We start from the raw sequence: 22,943 nt of genomic DNA on the forward strand, positions 1-22,943 counted from the left end.
TATCTAAAAACTCTGTCCATATTTTTTTCCAAAGAATTTTGCTTGTAAAAAGGACTTCCCTTTTTGAATCAAATCAATTTTTTCCATATAAATGAACGGAATCTCTTTTACCCGCAAATCTTGTTTTGCCAACCAAACATTGAACAAGCGTTCACTGATACGACCAAATAATCTAGCGTCAAAAGCAGAATAGTCTGTAATGTCTAATCTTCTATAGAGTTCATCGATAATTGGGAACAACCATTCACAATAGGCTGCTACATTTTCTTTGGACATGATAAACATATTGAACATATAGCCACTGCGTTGTTTCATGACCTGATCAAAAGCATCGATATAATCCGGTCTCAACTCGCTAACAATCTGACGTGTCACGTCTAAATGATTGGCATCGTGAGTATGTGCATAGTGAGAGTATAGCGTTTCAATATAATATTTCCGTTTTTTAGGAACGACAACATCGTATTTTGACAGCAAGTTTTTAACTTCTGACTTTGAAAGAATAATATCATCCATACTAATTGCTTCTCTATATGAGTGTCGTTTTGATGTGAAATATCTACGGTAATGTACCAATCCAAGATAATCACATTCTAAATTTTTCCAAGCCCAATATAATCCTGTTAATTCACAATAATAAGGATTAAGGTGAGAAATATGGACTCCTTGATTATCTGGTTGATAACCTAAATCTTCCTTACCCTCACTACCAACTTGGATAGGGATATACAAGTCCTTATCCTCTGGCATTTGAAATTGTTTATGTGTTGCAACTATGATTCTATACGTTTTAGACATTTCTATATCCTAATTCAATTCCCTTCATCCATAACTAGCTCAACTACCTTTTAATCAAAATTGTAATCATTCTCTATTAAAAAATATCCAGCCAAAATAGATTTTCACTAAAACTATCCTGACCCAAAAAGATAAAATTGAATACCAAAGATATCCTTTTTGTATTCAATTTTATCTTTATATATTCCACTTCATACTGACTCAGCTTGAATTCTCAATGAGCTCCGTCACCAGATAACACTCTTCTAATAGTCAAAAAGAAAATTTTGATGTCTAGCCATAAAGACTGATTTCTAGGATAATACAATTCCATCTCACAACGTTCAGGATAATATACTTGACTCCTACCTGAAACTTGCCATATCCCCGTAATTCCAGGACGAACAGACAATAAAACTTCCTGCTCTTCCTTAGAATATTCATCTAGTTCATTTTCAAGAATTGGCCTTGGCCCAATAAGACTCATATCACCTAGTACCAAATTTATAAACTGAGGAACTTCATCAATACTTGTTCTTCTTATAAAATCTCCAATATTTGTAAGCCGTGGATCCTCGTTTGGTGGCAATTTATAGCTATTGTTTTTATATTTTTCATAAAGTTCCTTATTCGAAATCAGAATTTCTTCTGCGTTTTCGACCATTGATCTAAACTTAATGATTTTAAATTTTTTCCCTCTGAGACCTGCTCTATATTGTGTAAAAAATATACTTCCTTTATATCCTTTAATCTTGTAGATTGAAAAGATGATTAGAAAACAGGGTAACACAATAAATATTGTTCCACACAAGCCGATAATTACATCCATAAATCTTTTAAAACAAAAATAGATGATATTATTTTGTTTCACCTAAACTCCCCCTTGTAATAACATCCTCAGAAAATTTTTAAACTACAAGAGCCCCTATTTTCTCCCATAATTTCCGTAAGAGCCATAAGCACCGTAGGAACCATATTTTTCAACAGATGTATTCAATTTATTGAGCACAATTCCTAAGAATGGTTTGCTTGTTTGTTCGAGCTGCCCTTTCGCCTTTTGAACATCTCTTCTATTAGCTTCACCTACTGCCGTTACCAAAACAGAAGCATCACATTTTTGAGTGACGATAGCTGCATCGATGACGACTCCGATTGGCGCTGTATCCACGATGATGTAATCAAAGTACTTACGCAAGGTATCAAGCATGGTTGCAAAATTTTCACTTTGTAGCAAGGCTGTTGGGTTTGGTGATATAGAACCCGCTTGAATAACAAACAAGTTTTCAACATTGGTATCACATAGCCCTTGTGATAGGTCTGTCGTCCCAGATAAGAACTCTGTTAGCCCAGTAATCTTCTCGCGCGATTTAAAAACACCTGACATGACAGAATTACGAATATCGGCATCGATTAACAGCGTCTTATAGCCCGCACGCGCAAAGGCCCAAGCAATATTTGTAGAAGTAGTTGACTTCCCTTCACCCGGTTTCACAGACGTGATCGAAATAACTTTCAAATTATTCCCACTCAACTGTATATTGGTACGAAGCGCATTGTAATACTCTTCAGCTTTTCTTGCCAAATCTAATTTTTTTTGCACAATCTCTAATGTTGGCATCTCTCTCTCCTATTTCAATTTATCCAAATTTGGAACTACTCCCAATAGCGCAATTTGCATCACATCTTCGATATCTTCTGGACGTTTCACTCGTGTATCTAAGAGTTCAACTAGGAGAACCGTAACAACCATTACAACCGCTCCAGCAAGAAATCCAACCATGGTATTGCGACGGATATTTGGAGACGATGGGGATGTTGCAGGACGCGCTTCTTCAAGTGTTGTCACATCTGAAACTCGCGTGACACTGATGATTTTTTGAGCAGCAACCTCTCTCAAAGAGTTAGCGATACGGCTCGCTTCCTCAGGTGCACGATCAGTAACAGAGATAGAAACAATACGCGTATCCACTGGAACTGTTACCTTAATTTTACCAGCTAGACCTTTTGGAGGGAGATCTAATTTCAAATCAGTCGCAACTTTTTCTAAAACGTCTTGCGAGAGAATGATTTCACGATAGTCTTTTACCAAGTATGATCCCGCTTGCAAGTCTTGGTTGGTCAAACCAGGCTTATCTCCCTGATTACGGTTGACCACATAAATGCGGGTAGTACTGGTAAACTCTGGTTTCACAATAAAACTATTGTAGGCAAATGTTACTGCCCCTGTCACGAATGCTACCAAGACAATCAGCAATTTTCGTTTCCATAGAATTTTTAACAAGTGGAATACATCAATTTCCATAATATTCTTTTCTTTCATTTTTTCTCCTAAATTAGTTGATCCATTATGATTTTTCTTGGGTTCTCTTTAAAGAGTTCCTTGGCCTTGTTTTCACCGTATTTTTTGGCAATGATATCATAGGCTTCTTCCATATGAGGCGGTCTATGATCCAAGTTGTGCATATCACTAGCGATTACATGAACGAGGTCACGCTCTAAGAAATACTGAGCTCTCTTTTTCATGAATTTATAAGTTTCTCCGAAGAGTTTAGGTTTCAAGACATGAGAACTATTGACTTGAGTATAACACCCCATGTCAATCAGCTCTTGCACGCGCTTTTCATTATTTTCTAAAGCATCGTAGCGTTCAATGTGGGCAATGACTGGCGTAATACCCAGCATTAGAATATCACTCAACCCCTTATGTATATCTCGATAGGGTGTATTCATGCTAAATTCAATCAAGGCATAGCGACTATCGTTTAGCGTGGGGATTAATTTCTTTTCCAACTTCTCAACGACATCCGGAGTATAGTAGATTTCAGCCCCATAAGCAATGATTAGGTCATTAGCAACTTCCTTAGCCATTTCCCGTACCTTGAGAAAGTTGGTTGCAATCTTTTCTTCAGGAGTTTCAAACATTCCTTTTCGTCTATGCGATGTTGAAACGATTGTTCGCACTCCTTGACTATAGGCCTCTCTTAGAAGGTTTTTACTTTCCTCTATCGACTTCGGACCATCGTCCACATCAAAAACGATGTGCGAATGAATATCGATCATTCTACTTCCCCTCCATCACATCATTGATAGCAGCTTTCGCAGCAGCCAAACTACTATCGTCGATTTCCATCATGTAGAGGTTACTATCTGGCATGGCGTAAGAAGGAAGATCCATACGACCAGTCCCCTTCAAGTCTTGAGAGTTTACTTTATAATTTCCTCCACTCTCTAACTGAGTATTGACTAGATCCATCATGGTTTCCAAAGGCATATTGGTTTGAAGAGAATCTTGCAATCCTTTAATGATATTGTCATAGTTCTTCAAAGCCTCAGTTGACGTCAATTTCTGAATAACAGCTACAATAACCTTTTGTTGGTTTCGTCCACGGTCTCGATCTCCATCTGCTAGAGAGTAGCGCTCACGAACAAATCCCAGAGCCTGCTCAGAATCTAAGTGGACATTTCCTACTGGATAGTGCTTCCCATTAGTGTGTGCGGTAAATTCTTGATCATTATAAACATCAATCCCTCCTAAAAGGTCAATCAACTTCAAAAAAGAAGTGAAGTTCAAACGGACATAGTAATTGATATCAACCCCGTATAGATTTTCCAGGGTATGAATCGACGAGTCTACTCCATAAATCCCTGCATGGGTCAATTTATCCTTTTGATTGTTTCCTCCATCTGCGATTGGTACATAGGAATCACGAGGAGTTGTAGTGAGAAGGATTTTTTTGGTATCACGGTTCACCGTCATCAAAATATTTACATCTGAACGCGAAACTGAGCTGATTGGACCGTAGGTATCAATACCACTCACATAAATATTGAAAGCTTTATTCTTCGATACCTTAGGCGCAGCAACTTCTTTAATCAAATTTTTAGTGTAAATCTTCTTGATTTTAGAAGCATAGTCAGGATACTCTGCTTCAATAATATTTTCAAAGACACTATTTAAGACGATTGCTTTCGTTTCACCAGAAAGCAGGCTCTTATAAGCTGCTAGGTAAGAAGTCGCATTCTCAACTGTCAAGTCCTTACTTTGGCTGGTCTTAATATCTGCTAATAACTTTTGAATATTGTCATTGTCTGTCTCTGTTGGCCCCGTAACCGTATCTAGTTGGGTCACATTATCGATCTCACTATCTTTCAAAACGACCACACTAATCGAATACTCTGAGTAATTTGACGTCGAATTGATATGATTGGTAAAACCGACAAACTGTTGCAAAGCATAGAGAGAAAATGAACTAACTAAGATGGCAAGCATCAAAAAGAAGACCGTAAACTTCTCGGCTTTTTTATAAACAATCAGCAGTAGTCCTACTAAAGCAGCTAATAAAACGAGAACTGCAGAAATAATATTCAGGTATCTAAAAGCTAAAATGTTGTGTCTAAAAATCAAGAACAGCAAAAAACCACCCAACAATAGATAAATGGTTAATAAGATTATGTTAATATTTCGTTTCATGTTTCCAGAACGAGTTCTCTTTGAACGTCTATTCATGTTAATCCCCTATACGTTAATAATTAGGATTATTATATCACAATTATGAAAGAAATTCCAATTATTCCCACCATTCTCAGCGTTTTCATTCACTTCTATATGCTTTATTTACTTTAAAAGTATACTAACTTCATTTCTCGATGACAAATTAAAAAGACAAGGGCATTTTATCTTGCCAGCTTGTCTTTCATTTTTATTTAACGTGGTTAGAAAATTCTTTTTGACTCTTTTCGATAGCCTTTTTACTTTCTTCTTCCCACTTAGCCTTAGCTTCATCAAATTGTTTCTTGGTAACAGGATCTTTTTGCAGTCTCATGTACTTGTAGTTATTTCCATCACCTTTGATTCCCACTAGAGAATAAGCACGTGTAAAGGGAGTTACTTTGGTTACAGAGGCTGTACCACCATTTGACATCGTAGACATGATCAGAGAACTATCAATCATCCAAGCTTGAGCTTCAGCGTATTTTTCATAACGCTTAGCGACATCTTGATTCTCAGTGTCTGCTTCTTTTAAAAGTTTCGTATAGGTATCAAGTCCTAGACTCTTGATGAGTTCTTGATCTTCCTTAGCATCTAGACCGAAAATTTTGAGATAAAAACCATCTTCGGCATTAAATGGATCCAGATAAGTTGACGGATCTTGGTAATCACCAACCCAGCCATCAAAGTTTAGGTCGTAGTCACGAGCTGCTGGATTTGGTGCTAGGAAAGCAACATTCCCAAATTCATCCGTTGAAAGTTGCTGAACATCAATAACGACATTATCAGAACCTAGTACTGTTTCAAGTGTTTGTTTAACCGAATTCATACCTGAAACCGCATTTTTATTGGTTTGATCAACTGGGATGTCCAAATGAATCGGGAAGGTCACCCCTTGGGCTTCCAATTCCTTTTTAGCTTCCGCAAATTTGGCTTGAGCTTTTTCCTTGTTGAAATAACCGTCTTGGGCATCCGCCAAGTTGATTCCTGACCACTCTGTTCCATACTGAACAAGTTTAGAAGAAACGACTTCTCCAAAGCTCTTATCTCCCACCTGCACAAATGTCGGGGGAACAAGGGTATTACGAAGGGTCTTACTTGCTGCTTCTTGCCCGTTAGATTGAGCAGAATAGGCTGTCCGATCGATGGCAAAGTTCAAGGCCTGACGGAAATTTTTATTTAAAATCGCTGTTTGCGTTGATTTCTTTTGCTCATCCGTCGTTTTTGCAGTATGGTTATAGGCTTTACGGTTTACATTAAAGTTGAAGTACCAAGAAGTCTTGTCTTGCAAGCTATAAACGATATTGTCTTGGTATTTTTCTTTTGTCTTGGCATAGCTCGAGCTATTTGGATAGACTCCCGCAAGCGTATAGGCGCCACTTTCAAAGTTTCGAATGGTCATCTCCTGATCAGAGCCATCAAAGTAAGCCAATTTAACTTTCTCAATGGTGACTTTCTCATGATCATAGTAGTTAGGATTCTTCACATACTCGATTGAAGATTTTGATGTGAAATCTTTTAACAAGTAAGGTCCATTGTAAAGGATGCTGTTTGGCGTCAAGGTTCCAAATTCTTTATCCTTTGATTTCAAAAACTCTTCGTTAACCGGGAAAAGGATACTATTGGTGGTCTTTGAGTTCCAGTATGGCTCTGGTCGAGTCAAAGTGTACTCAACCGTATAGTCATCCAAGGCTTTCACACCAACTGTTGTGAAGTCATTGGTCGCACCTGTCACATAGTCATTCAATCCCTTGATAGAGTTTTGGACGAGATCCATGGCTTGACCCTTGTTATCCGCAGCATACTTAATCCCAGTGACAAAGTCCTGGGCTTTGACTGGAGCGTACTCTTCTCCATCAGCAGTGTACCACTTGGCGTCTTTTCTGAGTTTATAAGTATAGGTTAAACCATCCGCCGAAACTGACCAATCTTCAGCTAGAGCTGGCGTTAGATTCCCATAGCTATCATTTTCTAACAAACCATCCACAAGATTGGTAATCACTGAAGTGTTATCTGCATAATAGTCTAAAAGATAGTTAAATGTCGTCGGATTTGCACTAAATGTTGATGAGAAAGTGCTTGTATCAGTATTTGACTGTCCACAAGCTGTCAGTAAAATCCCTGTAGCTAGGACAAGACCAGTTCCGATGAGTCTTTTTTTCATGTTCATCCTCTACTCCTTTATGTCACTTTTTATAACATAGCCATATTTTATCAAATTTATCCTAAATTGTAAAGTTTCCGACTCTTTTATAGATGAATGATGAACCTAGTCAAATAAAAAGAAAGGAAGCGCAAGCAATATGCACCTTCCTTTCTTATAGATTATTTAACGTGTTTTTCTAGCTCTTTTTGGTATTTGGCATTTGTTTCAATCTTTTCTTTCTGCCATTTCTTGAGAGCTTCTTCGTATTCTTTTGTAGTCACGACATCATTTTGCAATTCCAAACCTTTGAACACAAATGGATCTCCCTTGATTCCGACTTGAGAATATGCTTTTGTGAATGGCACAGTACGGCTAACAGTTGGAGAACCACCTGAAGAAGCAACTGGGATCAAGAGCGAGCTATCCGATACCCAGGCTTGCGCTTTAGCGTATTTTTCGTAACGCTTATTGAGGTCGCTTGTTTCAGCTGCGGCATCATCCAAGAGTTTCTTGTATTCGTCTAGACCGACTTGAGCCATTACTTCTGGATCTTTTCCACGAGTGATACCCAAGTGTTTAAGGGCAGAACCCTTCTTAGCATCAAGAATGTTTAGGTAGGTAGCTGGGTCTTGATAGTCTGGTCCCCAACCAGTTCCATTCAAGTCGTAGTCTTTTTGTGCTGGAACCTTAGCTTGAGAAGTAATGCTCATTTTCTCATTATCGGTCATTTGAAGGACATCGACAATGACATTCTCGGTACCCAGTGTTGATTCGATAGACTGCTTGAGTGAGTTCGTCTGTTGAACGGCAATGACATCGGTCTGCTCAACTGGAACATCCAAACGGATTGGGAAGGTCACACCCTTAGCCTGCAATTCTGCCTTAGCCTTTGCAAAGGCTGCCTTGGCTTTTTCAGGACTGTAAAGCGTATCCTTACCATCAGTAAGGGCTACATCTTTCCATTGGTCTCCATAAGAAACCAACTCTGCCTGTGCCAACTCTCCAAATGTCTTTTCACCTACTTGAACGTAGTCATGAGGTACTAGACTGTTACGGATAATTTTATCCGCACCTTCTTCACCATTCAACTGAGCCGTGTAAGAATGACGATCAAGGGCAAAGTTCAAGGCCTGACGGAAATTCTTGTTGAGAAGAGCTTCTTTTGTTGATGTTTTTTGAGCCTCGTCTGTTTTGGCTGTTTTATTGTAAGACTGGCGGTTTACGTTAACAGTGAGGTAGTAGCTTGTCGCTTCTTGTGGACTGTAGACAATCTTATCTCCGTACTCTTTCTTAGTTGACTCAAAGTTTGAGCTTGTTGGGAAGAGACGAGCTGTTGTATAAGCACCCTGCGTAAAACTTCGAATCAAGGATTCTTGGTCGGAACCATCATAGAAGGTTAGTTTGATGTTGTCAATCTTAACATTGTCCTTGTCCCAATAGTTTGGATTCTTTTCATATTCAATGACTGATTTTGAAGTCAATGATTTCAAGAAATAAGGACCATTATATAGGATACCTGATGGGGTTGGTGCACCGTAGTCGCTCCCTTTAGAATTCAAAAATTCTTCATTAACTGGGAGCATGGTCGCAGTTGTGACCTTAGAGTTCCAGAAACTTTCTGGTTTGTTGAGCGTGTATTCTACCGTGTAATCATCGACAGCCTTAACTCCTACAGTAGAGAAATCATTGCTTTCTCCACTGATATACTCTGCCAACCCTTTGATAGAATCTTGAAGGAGAGAGAGGCCGTCTGATTTGCCATCAGCTGCGTGTTTCAGACCAGTAACAAAGTCCTTGGCCTTGACTTCAGCATACTCTTCTCCTTCAGAAGTATACCATTTTACACCTTTACGGAGTTTGTAGGTATAAGTCAAACCATCTTTAGAAACGGACCAGTCTTCTGCAAGTGATGGAATTAAGTTTCCATACTTATCATTTTCCAAAAGGCCATCGACAACGTTGGCTATAACGTCAGAAGTTGAGCTCTTGCTCGTCACGCTGTAGTCCAAAGATGATGGATCCATAGCGTAGACATATGAAAATGTCTTGGGAGCATCAGCCTTTTTTTCACTTTGCCCACAAGCTGTTAACAGAAGGGCTGCACTCAAAACAGCACCTGCTCCTAAGAGCCACTTTTTCGATCTCATAAGTAATCTCCTTTAAGATAGTATTTTCACCATTATACCCTATTTTTTTATAAAAGCAAGGGCTTTCGCATAATTTTTTAGAAAATTCTAACAAATATTTTTTAAAGATTTTTCAATACAATTTTTAGTAAAAAACCTCAAGCTTCAAAAGCTTGAGGTTTGTTCTTTTTAGTCAGTCAGTTCCACACAGAAAGCATCCCATGGAGCCAAGACCTGTTTTTCAACTGCTTCTTGAGTCACAGTGTTTTCAATCAAGACAGATTTAACTTTTCCTTCTACTGAAAAGTTTTGTTTTTCATTGGACAAGTTAGCCACAACTAGGAGGCGACGGTCACCGTCCTTACGGATATAAGCAAAGACCTTATCAGCTGTATCAAGCAATTCAAAATCAGCTCGAATCAGCCAGTTGTTCTCCTTACGGATTTGAACCAGTTTTTGGTAGGTATAAAAAATAGAATCTGGATTTGCTAGTGCTTCTTGAACGTTGATTTCTTCGTAGTTTGGATTAACTGCCAACCAAGGTTGACCAGTTGAGAAACCAGCATTTTTGCTTTCATCCCATTGCATCGGGGTACGGGCATTATCACGTCCGATGACACGGATACTATCCATAATTTCCTCTAGTGGAACACCTTTTTCAAGAGCCTCACGCGCATAGTTGAGGGATTCAATATCTTCTACTTGGTCCAGTGTTTCAAAAGGATAGTTGGTCATCCCAATCTCCTCACCTTGGTAGATATAAGGAGTCCCTCTCATGAGATGAAGCAAGATTGCAAAGGCTTTGGCAGATTTTTCGCGGTATTCTTGATCATTTCCCCAGATAGAGACGATACGAGGAAGATCATGGTTGTTCCAAAAGAGGGAATTCCAACCATCTTCAACTCCCAACTCTGTCTGCCATTTGTTGAAGATTTCTTTCAACTTAGCAATATTCAGTTCTTTTTGATAGTGCCACTTAGGTTGCCCTTCCTGATACTGAAGACAGATATGCTCAAACTGGAAGACCATAGACAATTCTTGACCCTTTGGATCAGAGTAGAGTTTGGCAATTTCTGGTGTCGCCCCCCAAGTTTCTCCCACTGTCAAGAGATCTTTATCCCCAAAAGTTGCCTGATTCATTTCCTTGAGATAAGGATGGAGCATAGGACCGTTATTGACTACTTTCTCATCAGGAATCTTACCAATCATATCAATGACATCCATACGGAAACCACCAATACCTTTATCAATCCAGAAGTTCATCATCTCATAAATTTTCTGGCGAAGTTTTTCATTTTCCCAGTTGAGATCAGGCTGTTTCTTGCTGAAAAAGTGAAGATAGTATTGACCTGATTTTTCATCGTATTCCCAAGCAGACCCACTAAAGATAGACTCCAAATCATTGGGCTCATCTCGCCAGATATAGTAGTCACGTTCAGGGCTGTCAGGATTTTCACAGGCCTCGACAAACCAAGCATGCTCATCCGAGGTATGATTGACCACCAAGTCCATGATGATACGAATATCACGCTTCTTAGCTTCTGCGATGAGTTGGTCCATGTCCTCCATAGTTCCGAAAATAGCAGCAATCGCTTGATAATCAGCAATATCATAACCATTATCATCCATAGGACTGTCATAAACGGGAGAAAGCCAAATCGCTGTGATTCCCAACTTAGCTAGATAGTCTAACTTACTCGTAATTCCTGGCAAATCACCAATCCCATCTCCGTTGCTATCCATAAAACTCTTTGGATAGACTTGATAGACTACGGCATTGTGCCACCATTTTTCTTGCATCTGTTTACCTCATTATTTTAATATTCTACAATCTATGATAGCGCTTTTTAAAACTTTGTGCAAGCGTTTGCCTAATATTTTTGATTTCTTTTTTAGCTCCGTAGTTTCCTAACTCCCATTTTTTTTATATAATAGAGGTCAGAGGTAAAAAAATGAAAAAACAAGCTTTTAGTTCTGAACAATATTTAAATCTACAACGCGACCACATTTTGGAGCGCATTAACCAATTTGACGGCAAGCTTTACCTAGAGTTTGGCGGCAAAATGTTAGAAGATTTCCACGCTGCTCGTGTACTGCCTGGTTATGAACCTGACAACAAAATCAAGCTCTTGCAAGAGTTGAAGGAGCAAGTTGAGGTTGTGATTGCCATTAACGCTAGCAACATCGAACATTCCAAGGCACGTGGCGACCTAGGCATTTCTTATGACCAAGAAGTGCTTCGTTTGATTGACAAATTCAATGAACTGGGAATCTTTGTCGGTTCGGTTGTCATCACACAATACGCTGGTCAACCCGCTGCAGATGCCTTCCGCAACCAGTTAGATAAAAACGGGATTGATTCCTATCTCCATTATCCAATTAAAGGATACCCGACTGATATGGACCACATCATTTCTCCAGAAGGTATGGGGAAAAACGACTACATCAAAACCAGTCGCAACTTGATTGTCGTAACCGCTCCTGGACCTGGTTCTGGAAAATTGGCCACTTGTATGTCCAATATGTACCACGACCAACTCAATGGCATCAAGTCTGGTTACGCTAAGTTTGAAACCTTCCCAGTCTGGAACCTGCCCCTTCATCATCCAGTCAACTTGGCCTATGAGGCTGCCACCGCAGACCTTGACGATGTCAATATGATTGACCCTTTCCATCTCCAAACCTATGGAGAAACAACGGTCAATTACAACCGTGATATCGAAATTTTCCCAGTGCTTAAACGTATGTTGGAACGCATTCTCGGTGAATCTCCATACGCTTCACCGACAGACATGGGTGTCAACATGGTTGGCTTCGCTATTACAGATAATGAGGCTGCTATCGAAGCTTCTAAACAAGAAATCATCCGCCGTTACTATCAAACAGTTCTTGACTTCAAGGCTGAAAAAGTTGGGGAATCTGCTGTCAAGAAGATTGAACTTCTCATGAACGACCTCGGTATCATACCTGCAGACCGTAAGGTTGCTGTCGCAGCACGTCAAAAGGCTGAAGAAACCGGTGGTCCTGCCCTGGCCCTTGAATTGCCAAATGGGGAAATCGTAACTGGTAAAAACTCTGAACTCTTTGGGCCTACAGCTGCTGCCTTGATCAATGCCATTAAGAAATCTGCTACTATCGACAAGGAAGTAAAATTGATTGAGCCTGAGGTTGTTAAACCAATTCAAGGACTTAAAATCAATCATCTAGGTAGCCGCAATCCGCGCCTGCATTCAAATGAAATTTTGATTGCACTTGCCATCACAGCTATGGAAAACCCTGACGCCGCGCGTGCCATGAAAGAACTGGGTAATCTAAAAGGAAGTGAAGCCCACTCAACCATCATCTTGACCGATGAAGACAAGAATGTCCTTCGCAAATTGGGTATCAACGTAACCTTTGACCCTTACTACCAATACAATCGCTTGTATCGTAAGTAAAGATTCAAACCTCTCCACCCTCGGAGAGGTTTTCTCTCTATCTCAACAGCATCCTTTATGTTATAATGAAAGAAGAAAACTGAAAGGAACGACCATGTCAAAAGAAGTTATTGTTGAAAGTTTTGAACTTGACCACACCATTGTTAAAGCACCTTATGTTCGCTTGATTGGGGAAGAAACAGGGCCAAAGGGAGATGTTATCTCCAACTTTGATATTCGCTTGGTACAACCAAACGAAGACTCTATCCCTACCGCTGGCCTTCACACCATTGAGCACCTCTTAGCCAAACTCATTCGTACCCGCATTGACGGCATGATTGACTGCTCACCCTTCGGTTGCCGTACTGGTTTCCATATGATTATGTGGGGACGTCACACCAGTGCTGAGATTGCAGCTGTTATCAAGGATTCTCTAAAGGAAATTGCTGAAACTACTACTTGGGAAGATGTGCCTGGAACAACCATCGAATCTTGCGGAAACTACAAAGACCACAGCCTCTTTTCTGCTAAAGAATGGGCTAAACTCATCCTAGAACAAGGTATTTCAGATGATGCCTTTGAACGCCATGTCATCTAAACGCAAAAGAACCAGTTACAATAACTGGTTCTTTTTTATTCTCAAAATCTTGATTTAGGCTTTCTCGCGAATGACCAAGACTCCATCTTCCATGTCTGCTTCCAGATGTTTGGCATCTAGGTGTTCCAAGTGGAAGTCCGTCACCTTATCACGGATTTGTTGTTCAACTACACGACGGAGAGGACGAACACCCATGATTTCATCATAACCTTCTTCTGTGATAAAGTCCTTAGCTGCTTGGCTGACTTCCAAATCAATGTCTTTCTTAGCCAAGGTTTGGTTGACCTCAGCCAACATCAAGTCCACAATCTTAGATAGATCTTCCTTATTTAAGTGTGAGAACTCGATAACAGCGTTAAAGCGGTTAAGGAACTCTGGACGGAAGAATGGTTTCAAACGATCCATCAATTCTGGTTTGTCCGCATCTTCTGTCAAGTTGGCTTCATAACCAAATCCAGCATTTGATGTTGCGATAATGACAGTGTTTTTAAAGTTCACGGTATTTCCTTGGCCATCTGTCAAACGACCATCATCCAAGACTTGGAGGAGAAGGGTAATGACTTGAGGATCCGCCTTTTCAATCTCATCCAAGAGAATGATAGAGTAAGGATTACGACGAACACGTTCTGTCAAGGTATTGCTATTGTCATCATACCCCACATAACCAGCTGTTGTACCGATTAGCTTAGATACAGCTGTGCGGTCACTGTATTCAGACATATCTAAACGGATAATCGCATCCTTAGTTCCAAACATATCGAGCGCCAATTGCTTAGCAAGCTCCGTCTTACCAACCCCAGTTGGCCCTACAAAGAGGAAGCTACCGATTGGGCGATTGCCTTCATCAAAACCAGCACGGTTACGACGAATAGCACGAGCCACTGCTTCTACTGCCTTATCTTGACCGATAACCTTGTGTTCCAAACGATGAGCCATATCCTTGAGACGTTCGATGTCTGACGCTCCCATTTGAGATACTGGAATACCTGTCATTCGTTCCACAGATTCGGCCACATCATTGACAGTGGCAGTCACTTTCATATCTTCTGTGTGGTTTTCGACTTTTTTCTCCAATTCTGCAATGCGAGTCTTGGCATTAAGAGCTGCTTCAAAATCTTCTGCCTCAACAGCTTTCTCTTGCTTGTCTTTTTCTGCCTCAATTTCACGTTCAACAGCATGAACATCTGTTACTGGATGTTGAGCTGCCAAGTGAGCAGCCGTTACATCGACAAGGTCGATAGCCTTATCAGGCAAGCTGCGTTGTGGAATGTATTGAATCGAATAATCCACTGCTTCTTTCAAGACTTCATCAGGCAAGATAACATTGTGGTGTTGTTGATAGAGGTCACGAATTCCTTGAAGGATTTTAAAGGTATCCTCTGCCGAAGGAGCATTGACCTTGACTTCGTTGAAACGACGAGCAAGAGCCGCATTCTTCAAAATCGTGTTACGGTATTCGTCCTGAGTTGTTGCCCCAATAACAGTCAACTCACCACGGGAGAGAGCTGGCTTGAGAATATCCGCAAGCCCTTTAGATCCACTATCTCCACCAGTACTACCAGCACCGAGGATTTGGTGAATTTCATCAAAGAAGAGGATAATATTCCCTGCTTCTTTCACTTCGTTGACTAGATTTTGCACATTTTCTTCAAAGCTACCACGGTATTGAGTACCAGCCTCAAGACCTGAGATATCAATGGAAATGATTTCCTTGTTCTTAATAGCAGCTGGAACATCTCCGTTCACAATGGCTTGCGCTAGACCTTCGACAACTGCAGTCTTACCAACACCTGCATCTCCGACCAGAACAGGATTGTTCTTAGTACGACGTGAGAGGATTTCAGATGTTTCTTGAATTTCCTTATTTCGTCCGATAACAGGATCCAATTTGCCCTCACGAGCTTCTGCAGTCAAGTTACGACCTAGTTTAGCAAGGACACCGTCTTGTTTCATACCTGAAGCCTGTTGTTGCATTTGTCCATCAACTTCTGCATTTCCTGGTAATTTCCCAGTTGCACGATAATGAGCAAATTCCTCATGTGTCACTTCACGTCCATTAATCAAGTAGCGACGGTTTTCAGAACTGTATCCTCGCATACCACCCATCAATTGGTTAAATAAATCATCCATGTTGTTAAAGTTATTAAAGTTGTTGTTCATATTTTTTACCTCGTTTAATATTGATTATTTACGATCTCTGATATTGACTAACTTTGACCTTTGTTTTAAAAATTTTAGACTAGCTAACTAGCTACTCTACGTATAATTTCTGGTTTTTCTTTTTTACATAAGCCTTTTATCATCTTCTTTTCAAAGTCTGTTAGATTAAACATAGGCTTCACCCCTTTCTTGGGATTCTATAGCTCATTCTCAAAGACTAATTTCTTGAAAATGAGTTTTTTAAGGAATTCATTTTCCTTATGTTTCTACTATATCACATTAGTCAGTAAAAGTCAATAACTTTTTGACCAAATTTGACTATTTTTAAAAAATTTTTTGAAACACAAAAAAAGCCCCTAGAAAATAAATTTTCTAGAGACTTTCTCTATCAAGTTTAAGAGAGAAGTAGAATTCTCACTTACCAAGTTTCATGTTTCTTCTACAAAAGCTTAAGCTTTACGTTTTACGAAGAATACCAGTCCACTCAATGCCAAGACTACAAATCCAATTGCTGAGAAGATAGATGTTGCTTCACCTGTTTTTGGAAGTTCAGCTTTACCTTTAGTCTCCGTAGCTGGAGGTGTTGGTTTTGGTTCCTCTTTTTGTCCTGGAACATTTGGTTTTGTTCCTGGTTCATTTGGATCTGGCGTTGGTGCCGGATCTGGTGTTGGATCCGGTGTTGGTGCTGGATCCGGTGTTGGATTTGGATTTGGTGTTGGGTTTGGATTTGGTGCTGGGTTTGGATCCGGTGTTGGATTTGGATTTGGTGCTGGGTTTGGATCCGGTGTTGGGTTTGGAACAGTGTATTTATTTGTAAATACAACTGCTTTACCATCCGCATACGAAACAGTCGCAGTCAAGAGACCTTGACCATCCGCAACTACAGTGACTGTTACAGTGTGCTCAGTCTTATCATATTCAACACCCTCTTCAGTACCAACTTTTTCAACCAAGGTATAAGTGTGAGTACCTGCTTCTTCGAATGAACGAACAAAGGCTACTTTACCTTCGGCAGTATTCTTAGCTTCTGCTACAACTGCACCATTTTCTTTCAATTCGAAAGTATAAGCATCAGCCGCAAGTTCTTTACCTTCAAGTTTCTTAGTTGCTTCAATCGTAGCTTCTACTGCTGGTGCTTTGAAGCTATTCGTGAAGACACTACCTGCTGGGTATTCAACAGTTGCCTTCAAGGCATTTGTTGCTGCATCTTTGGTTACTGTTACCACTGCAGTCTTTTCTGTGTCGTAAGTAATACCAGTTGCTCCGGCATTCACTTCTTTTACAGTATAAGTATGAACACCTTCTGCATCATAGTTGATTGCATTAAATGTTACTTTTCCACCTTGGTTTGTTTTTGTATCAAGTAGTTTTGTACCTTCATACAATTCAAATTGGAATTCACCATCAACCAAAGCACGACCAGTCAATTCTTTCGTAAACGCAAGTGTTGCTGATGTAGCTGTTGGAGCCGGTGGAACTGGTGCTTTATAAGTGTTAGTGAAGACACGTTCTGCATCCGCATTTTCTACAGTCGCAACCAATTGGCCTTGACCGTTATCTACTACAGTTACTTTAACTGTGTGAGATTCTGCTGAGTATGTCACACCTGCTTCTGTTCCTGATTTCTCAGTAATAGTGTAAGTGTGCTCTCCTGCTTCTGTGTAGTTGACGTTGAAGACAACTTCGCCTGAAGCAGCGTTCTTAGCTTCTGCTACAACTGCATCTTTTTCTTTCAATTCGAAAGTATAAGCATCGGCCGCAAGCTCTTTACCATTCAAGACTTTCTTAGCTTTGATTGTCGCACTTGTTGAAGCTGCTTTATAAGTGTTAGTGAAGACACGTTCTGCATCCGCATTTTCTACAGTCGCAACCAATTGACCTTGACCGTTATCTACTACAGTCACTTTAACTGTGTGAGATTCTGTTGAGTATGTCACACCTGCTTCTGTTCCTGATTTCTCAGTAATAGTGTAAGTGTGCTCTCCTGCTTCTGTGTAGTTGACGTTGAAGACAACTTCGCCTGAAGCAGCGTTCTTAGCTTCTGCTACAACGGCATCTTTTTCTTTCAATTCGAAAGTATAAGCATCGGCCGCAAGCTCTTTACCATTCAAGACTTTCTTAGCTTTGATTGTCGCACTTGTTGAAGCTGCTTTATAAGTGTTAGTGAAGACACGTTCTGCATCCGCATTTTCTACAGTCGCAACCAATTGACCTTGACCGTTATCTACTACAGTCACTTTAACTGTGTGAGATTCTGTTGAGTAAGTCACACCTGCTTCTGTTCCTGATTTCTCAGTAATAGTGTAAGTGTGCTCTCCTGCTTCTGTGTAGTTGACGTTGAAGACAACTTCGCCTGAAGCAGCGTTCTTAGCTTCTGCTACAACGGCATCTTTTTCTTTCAATTCGAAAGTATAAGCATCGGCCGCAAGCTCTTTACCATTCAAGACTTTCTTAGCTTTGATTGTCGCACTTGTTGAAGCTGCTTTATAAGTGTTAGTGAAGACACGTTCTGCATCCGCATTTTCTACAGTCGCAACCAATTGACCTTGACCGTTATCTACTACAGTTACTTTAACTGTGTGAGATTCTGTTGAGTATGTCACACCTGCTTCTGTTCCTGATTTCTCAGTAATAGTGTAAGTGTGCTCTCCTGCTTCTGTGTAGTTGACGTTGAAGACAACTTCGCCTGAAGCAGCGTTCTTAGCTTCTGCTACAACGGCATCTTTTTCTTTCAATTCGAAAGTATAAGCATCGGCCGCAAGCTCTTTACCATTCAAGACTTTCTTAGCTTTGATTGTCGCACTTGTTGAAGCTGCTTTATAAGTGTTAGTGAAGACACGTTCTGCATCCGCATTTTCTACAGTCGCAACCAATTGACCTTGACCGTTATCTACTACAGTCACTTTAACTGTGTGAGATTCTGTTGAGTAAGTCACACCTGCTTCTGTTCCTGATTTCTCAGTAATAGTGTAAGTGTGCTCTCCTGCTTCTGTGTAGTTGACGTTGAAGACAACTTCGCCTGAAGCAGCGTTCTTAGCTTCTGCTACAACGGCATCTTTTTCTTTCAATTCGAAAGTATAAGCATCGGCCGCAAGCTCTTTACCATTCAAGACTTTCTTAGCTTTGATTGTCGCACTTGTTGAAGCTGCTTTATAAGTGTTAGTGAAGACACGTTCTGCATCCGCATTTTCTACAGTCGCAACCAATTGACCTTGACCGTTATCTACTACAGTTACTTTAACTGTGTGAGATTCTGTTGAGTATGTCACACCTGCTTCTGTTCCTGATTTCTCAGTAATAGTGTAAGTGTGCTCTCCTGCTTCTGTGTAGTTGACGTTGAAGACAACTTCGCCTGAAGCAGCGTTCTTAGCTTCTGCTACAACGGCATCTTTTTCTTTCAATTCGAAAGTATAAGCATCGGCCGCAAGCTCTTTACCATTCAAGACTTTCTTAGCTTTGATTGTCGCACTTGTTGAAGCTGCTTTATAAGTGTTAGTGAAGACACGTTCTGCATCCGCATTTTCTACAGTCGCAACCAATTGACCTTGACCGTTATCTACTACAGTTACTTTAACTGTGTGAGATTCTGTTGAGTATGTCACACCTGCTTCTGTTCCTGATTTCTCAGTAATAGTGTAAGTGTGCTCTCCTGCTTCTGTGTAGTTGACGTTGAAGACAACTTCGCCTGAAGCAGCGTTCTTAGCTTCTGCTACAACGGCATCTTTTTCTTTCAATTCGAAAGTATAAGCATCGGCCGCAAGCTCTTTACCATTCAAGACTTTCTTAGCTTTGATTGTCGCACTTGTTGAAGCTGCTTTATAAGTGTTAGTGAAGACACGTTCTGCATCCGCATTTTCTACAGTCGCAACCAATTGACCTTGACCGTTATCTACTACAGTCACTTTAACTGTGTGAGATTCTGTTGAGTAAGTCACACCTGCTTCTGTTCCTGATTTCTCAGTAATAGTGTAAGTGTGCTCTCCTGCTTCTGTGTAGTTGACGTTGAAGACAACTTCGCCTGAAGCAGCGTTCTTAGCTTCTGCTACAACGGCATCTTTTTCTTTCAATTCGAAAGTATAAGCATCGGCCGCAAGCTCTTTACCATTCAAGACTTTCTTAGCTTTGATTGTCGCACTTGTTGAAGCTGCTTTATAAGTGTTAGTGAAGACACGTTCTGCATCCGCATTTTCTACAGTCGCAACCAATTGACCTTGACCGTTATCTACTACAGTTACTTTAACTGTGTGAGATTCTGTTGAGTATGTCACACCTGCTTCTGTTCCTGATTTCTCAGTAATAGTGTAAGTGTGCTCTCCTGCTTCTGTGTAGTTGACGTTGAAGACAACTTCGCCTGAAGCAGCGTTCTTAGCTTCTGCTACAACGGCATCTTTTTCTTTCAATTCGAAAGTATAAGCATCGGCCGCAAGCTCTTTACCATTCAAGACTTTCTTAGCTTTGATTGTCGCACTTGTTGAAGCTGCTTTATAAGTGTTAGTGAAGACACGTTCTGCATCCGCATTTTCTACAGTCGCAACCAATTGACCTTGACCGTTATCTACTACAGTTACTTTAACTGTGTGAGATTCTGTTGAGTATGTCACACCTGCTTCTGTTCCTGATTTCTCAGTAATAGTGTAAGTGTGCTCTCCTGCTTCTGTGTAGTTGACGTTGAAGACAACTTCGCCTGAAGCAGCGTTCTTAGCTTCTGCTACAACGGCATCTTTTTCTTTCAATTCGAAAGTATAAGCATCGGCCGCAAGCTCTTTACCATTCAAGACTTTCTTAGCTTTGATTGTCGCACTTGTTGAAGCTGCTTTATAAGTGTTAGTGAAGACACGTTCTGCATCCGCATTTTCTACAGTCGCAACCAATTGACCTTGACCGTTATCTACTACAGTCACTTTAACTGTGTGAGATTCTGTTGAGTATGTCACACCTGCTTCTGTTCCTGATTTCTCAGTAATAGTGTAAGTGTGCTCTCCTGCTTCTGTGTAGTTGACGTTGAAGACAACTTCGCCTGAAGCAGCGTTCTTAGCTTCTGCTACAACGGCATCTTTTTCTTTCAATTCGAAAGTATAAGCATCGGCCGCAAGCTCTTTACCATTCAAGACTTTCTTAGCTTTGATTGTCGCACTTGTTGAAGCTGCTTTATAAGTGTTAGTGAAAGTTGGTTCTGCTGAAGTAACAGAAGCTGTCAATACTCCACCTTGGAAAGCTGCTGTTACAGTAACTTCCTTACCTGCTTCATCAAAAGTGATACCATTGATTGCTGCTGAAGTATCTTCTTTGATGACGTAGTGGTAAGTTCCCGCACCTTTTACTTCAATGTTCTCGAAGGTAATCGTTCCATCAGCTTTTGATTTCGCTGTGGCTACTGGAGTCTTCAAGTTCTCTGCTGTATATAGGTTAAAGGTAAACTCATCCGCTTTTGGAAGTTTATCTGTACGACCTTCTACCACTTTCTTAGCTGTTACATTGAACACAGCTGGAACAGGCTCGTCCTTAAGGTTGATCGTAGAACCTGCTGCTCCGAGTTTAACTGTATACTCTTTTTCATCTAGCTTATAACCAGCTGGAGCAGTCTTCTCTTTGATCTTGAACGTTTTACCTTCCCATTTCTGATCATAAGTTTTAGTAAGCGCTACTCCTTTTTCATTCGTAGTCACTTCTGTTGTTTCACTTGCATCATCTGCTGCTGTCACAGTATAAACTGCTCCTTGAACAGGTGTAAGAGTGAACGCGTCTGTCTTATTAATCTTAATTTGGTAGGCTGTAGATGCTACAATTGTACCAGAAATCAAAGATGTTGCTTCCGCTTTCATGCTAAGAGCACCTGGGCGACTTGTATTTTGTGCAAGTTTTGTTCCATCTGCTAGAGACAAAGCTACAATATTTGCTACTTTCGTACCATCATTTGGAGTGGTAGTACTATATGTAACGAAGTAAGATGTTGTTCCGTCCTTAAGCGTAACATCAAATGATGTATAGTTTGAGTTCCAAGCAACTGTATAGTCAGTACCCTCTACCATGAGTTCTGCTCCTGGAGGAACAGCAGAAGTACCGCCTGTAATATCAGCCTTGTAAATCTTCAAGCTTTCTGGAATGTATTGAGCTGGTGTGTAAGATGTGTCATCATTTGGAATTGTGTCATGAAGCACAATGTTTTGTCCAAAATCTTGTTTTTCTGTGTTCACACGTACACGCCAGTTTGACATCTCATTACCTGAGCTTACTGATCCGATTGCTGCTAGTTTTGGAGAGTTCCAGCTTTCACGAGAAGCTTGTCCACCAGCTTTCGCATAGTTTTCAGTACCAACTTTAGGACCTGTGATTGTCTTAGAGGTATATGTATGAGTTACCTCTTGCTTCATAGAAGAAGAATTAAAGCTAATTGGTGTCTTGTTCTGGTCTGTTAGGAAGCGGAATGAAGCCGCAAAGTTACCCGATACATCCTTAACTTTATCTCCACCGGTTTTAGCTAGGTACTTGTCCAAGTTTTTCAAGGTAATTTTTGCTTTACCACCCTTGTCATTACCATTTGATGTTACAACTGCTTCCCCAATCGTTACTTGCGTAGCTGGGTCAACCAAATCTTGAGTGCCGTTGTAGACTGTCATTGGTGCAGGAATGTCGAAAGTGAAATAATCACCATTGTTCAAGTTTTCATTGTATTGTTTGAGATCAAACGTTACACGAAGCTTGTAGGCATTCCCTGTACGAACTGCATAATCTCCCTCAGAAGTTACATTCTGTTTCGTATCTGAAGCATCCAACAACTCAACACCTGTAATAACTTGCGTTAATTCCTTTGGCGTTGGGTCATCAGCTTTAACAGTATTTGTCAAAACAGATGTAAGTGTCAAGACAGAAAGAGCTGCAGCTGAAAGTTTTGAAAGCAATTTCAGCATTTTGCTTTTTGCCATGTTTTCCCTCTTTTCTATATTTTATTTTCAATGTTCTTAATCCCTCTCCTGAGAAATGAAGAAGAAATCACAGATTATTTGATATTTACTAGTTAAAGCCCTCCAAACACTTCAAATATTAAACATAAATAACCACCTACATTCTAGCATTATACATACTAATTTGTCAAGTAAAATAAACTCAATATTAACTGTTTTGTAAATAAAATAATTTGAATTATTAAATAATTGTAATTATTCTGTAATTATTTTATAATTTTCTAGTTTAATTTCTTGACTCAAACTACTTGATTTGTTAAAATAGTAGA

General features: G+C 40.1%; 13 protein-coding genes. 2 read left to right on the forward strand and 11 right to left on the reverse strand.

The genetic code is table 11. The annotated features are described in order from the left end of the window. Positions 1-3 precede the first annotated feature (3 nt). The 9 genes from SNAG_RS08160 to SNAG_RS08200 all read right to left on the reverse strand — a co-directional run bounded on the left by SNAG_RS08160 (position 4) and on the right by SNAG_RS08200 (position 11,338). On the reverse strand, positions 4-798 hold the full coding sequence (locus SNAG_RS08160) for a DUF4422 domain-containing protein (RefSeq protein ID WP_096408314.1): 795 nt from the start codon (positions 796-798) through the stop codon (positions 4-6). Between the two features lie 214 nt (positions 799-1,012). Then, positions 1,013-1,606 (reverse strand): sugar transferase, encoded by a 594-nt coding sequence (locus tag SNAG_RS08165; protein WP_096408892.1) that lies wholly within the window; start codon positions 1,604-1,606, stop codon positions 1,013-1,015. Positions 1,607-1,702: 96 nt separating this feature from the next. Continuing rightward, positions 1,703-2,395 (reverse strand): tyrosine-protein kinase, encoded by a 693-nt coding sequence (locus tag SNAG_RS08170; protein WP_061408034.1) that lies wholly within the window; start codon positions 2,393-2,395, stop codon positions 1,703-1,705. A 9-nt stretch (positions 2,396-2,404) separates the two neighbouring features. After that, positions 2,405-3,097: a capsular polysaccharide biosynthesis protein CpsC gene (gene cpsC / locus SNAG_RS08175; RefSeq protein WP_096408316.1), complete on the reverse strand. Its 693-nt coding sequence runs from the start codon at positions 3,095-3,097 to the stop codon at positions 2,405-2,407. Positions 3,098-3,105: 8 nt separating this feature from the next. Further along, entirely contained in the window at positions 3,106-3,837 is a 732-nt protein-coding gene (gene cps4B, locus SNAG_RS08180) for a capsular polysaccharide biosynthesis protein Cps4B (RefSeq protein ID WP_096408319.1), read from the reverse strand. Position 3,838: 1 nt separating this feature from the next. Continuing rightward, a complete protein-coding gene (gene cpsA, locus SNAG_RS08185; protein WP_096408321.1) occupies positions 3,839-5,284 on the reverse strand; it encodes an LCP family glycopolymer transferase CpsA in 1,446 nt (481 codons plus the stop codon). 193 nt (positions 5,285-5,477) lie between these two features. Next, entirely contained in the window at positions 5,478-7,436 is a 1,959-nt protein-coding gene (locus SNAG_RS08190; RefSeq protein ID WP_096408324.1) for a peptide ABC transporter substrate-binding protein, read from the reverse strand. Between the two features lie 155 nt (positions 7,437-7,591). Further along, positions 7,592-9,559 carry a peptide ABC transporter substrate-binding protein gene (locus tag SNAG_RS08195; RefSeq protein ID WP_096408326.1) on the reverse strand — a complete coding sequence of 656 codons (1,968 nt, stop codon included), beginning with the start codon at positions 9,557-9,559 and terminating at the stop codon, positions 7,592-7,594. A gap of 168 nt (positions 9,560-9,727) precedes the next feature. Next, entirely contained in the window at positions 9,728-11,338 is a 1,611-nt protein-coding gene (locus SNAG_RS08200) for a glycoside hydrolase family 13 protein (protein ID WP_096408329.1), read from the reverse strand. Between the two features lie 152 nt (positions 11,339-11,490). Here SNAG_RS08200 and SNAG_RS08205 point away from each other — a divergent pair, with 152 nt between their 5' ends. Continuing rightward, positions 11,491-12,975 carry a DUF1846 domain-containing protein gene (locus tag SNAG_RS08205; RefSeq protein ID WP_096408331.1) on the forward strand — a complete coding sequence of 495 codons (1,485 nt, stop codon included), beginning with the start codon at positions 11,491-11,493 and terminating at the stop codon, positions 12,973-12,975. 94 nt (positions 12,976-13,069) lie between these two features. Beyond that, on the forward strand, positions 13,070-13,552 hold the full coding sequence (locus SNAG_RS08210; RefSeq protein WP_000032557.1) for an S-ribosylhomocysteine lyase: 483 nt from the start codon (positions 13,070-13,072) through the stop codon (positions 13,550-13,552). A 54-nt stretch (positions 13,553-13,606) separates the two neighbouring features. Here SNAG_RS08210 and SNAG_RS08215 read toward each other — a convergent pair whose 3' ends face one another. Further along, complete coding sequence (locus SNAG_RS08215; RefSeq protein WP_096408334.1) at positions 13,607-15,712, reverse strand: ATP-dependent Clp protease ATP-binding subunit; 2,106 nt, start codon at positions 15,710-15,712, stop codon at positions 13,607-13,609. A 449-nt stretch (positions 15,713-16,161) separates the two neighbouring features. Further along, a complete protein-coding gene (locus SNAG_RS09925) occupies positions 16,162-22,635 on the reverse strand; it encodes a Spy0128 family protein (RefSeq protein ID WP_157740124.1) in 6,474 nt (2,157 codons plus the stop codon). Positions 22,636-22,943: the final 308 nt, after the last annotated feature.

This window comes from Streptococcus sp. NPS 308 (assembly GCF_002355895.1).
Taxonomy (GTDB): domain Bacteria; phylum Bacillota; class Bacilli; order Lactobacillales; family Streptococcaceae; genus Streptococcus.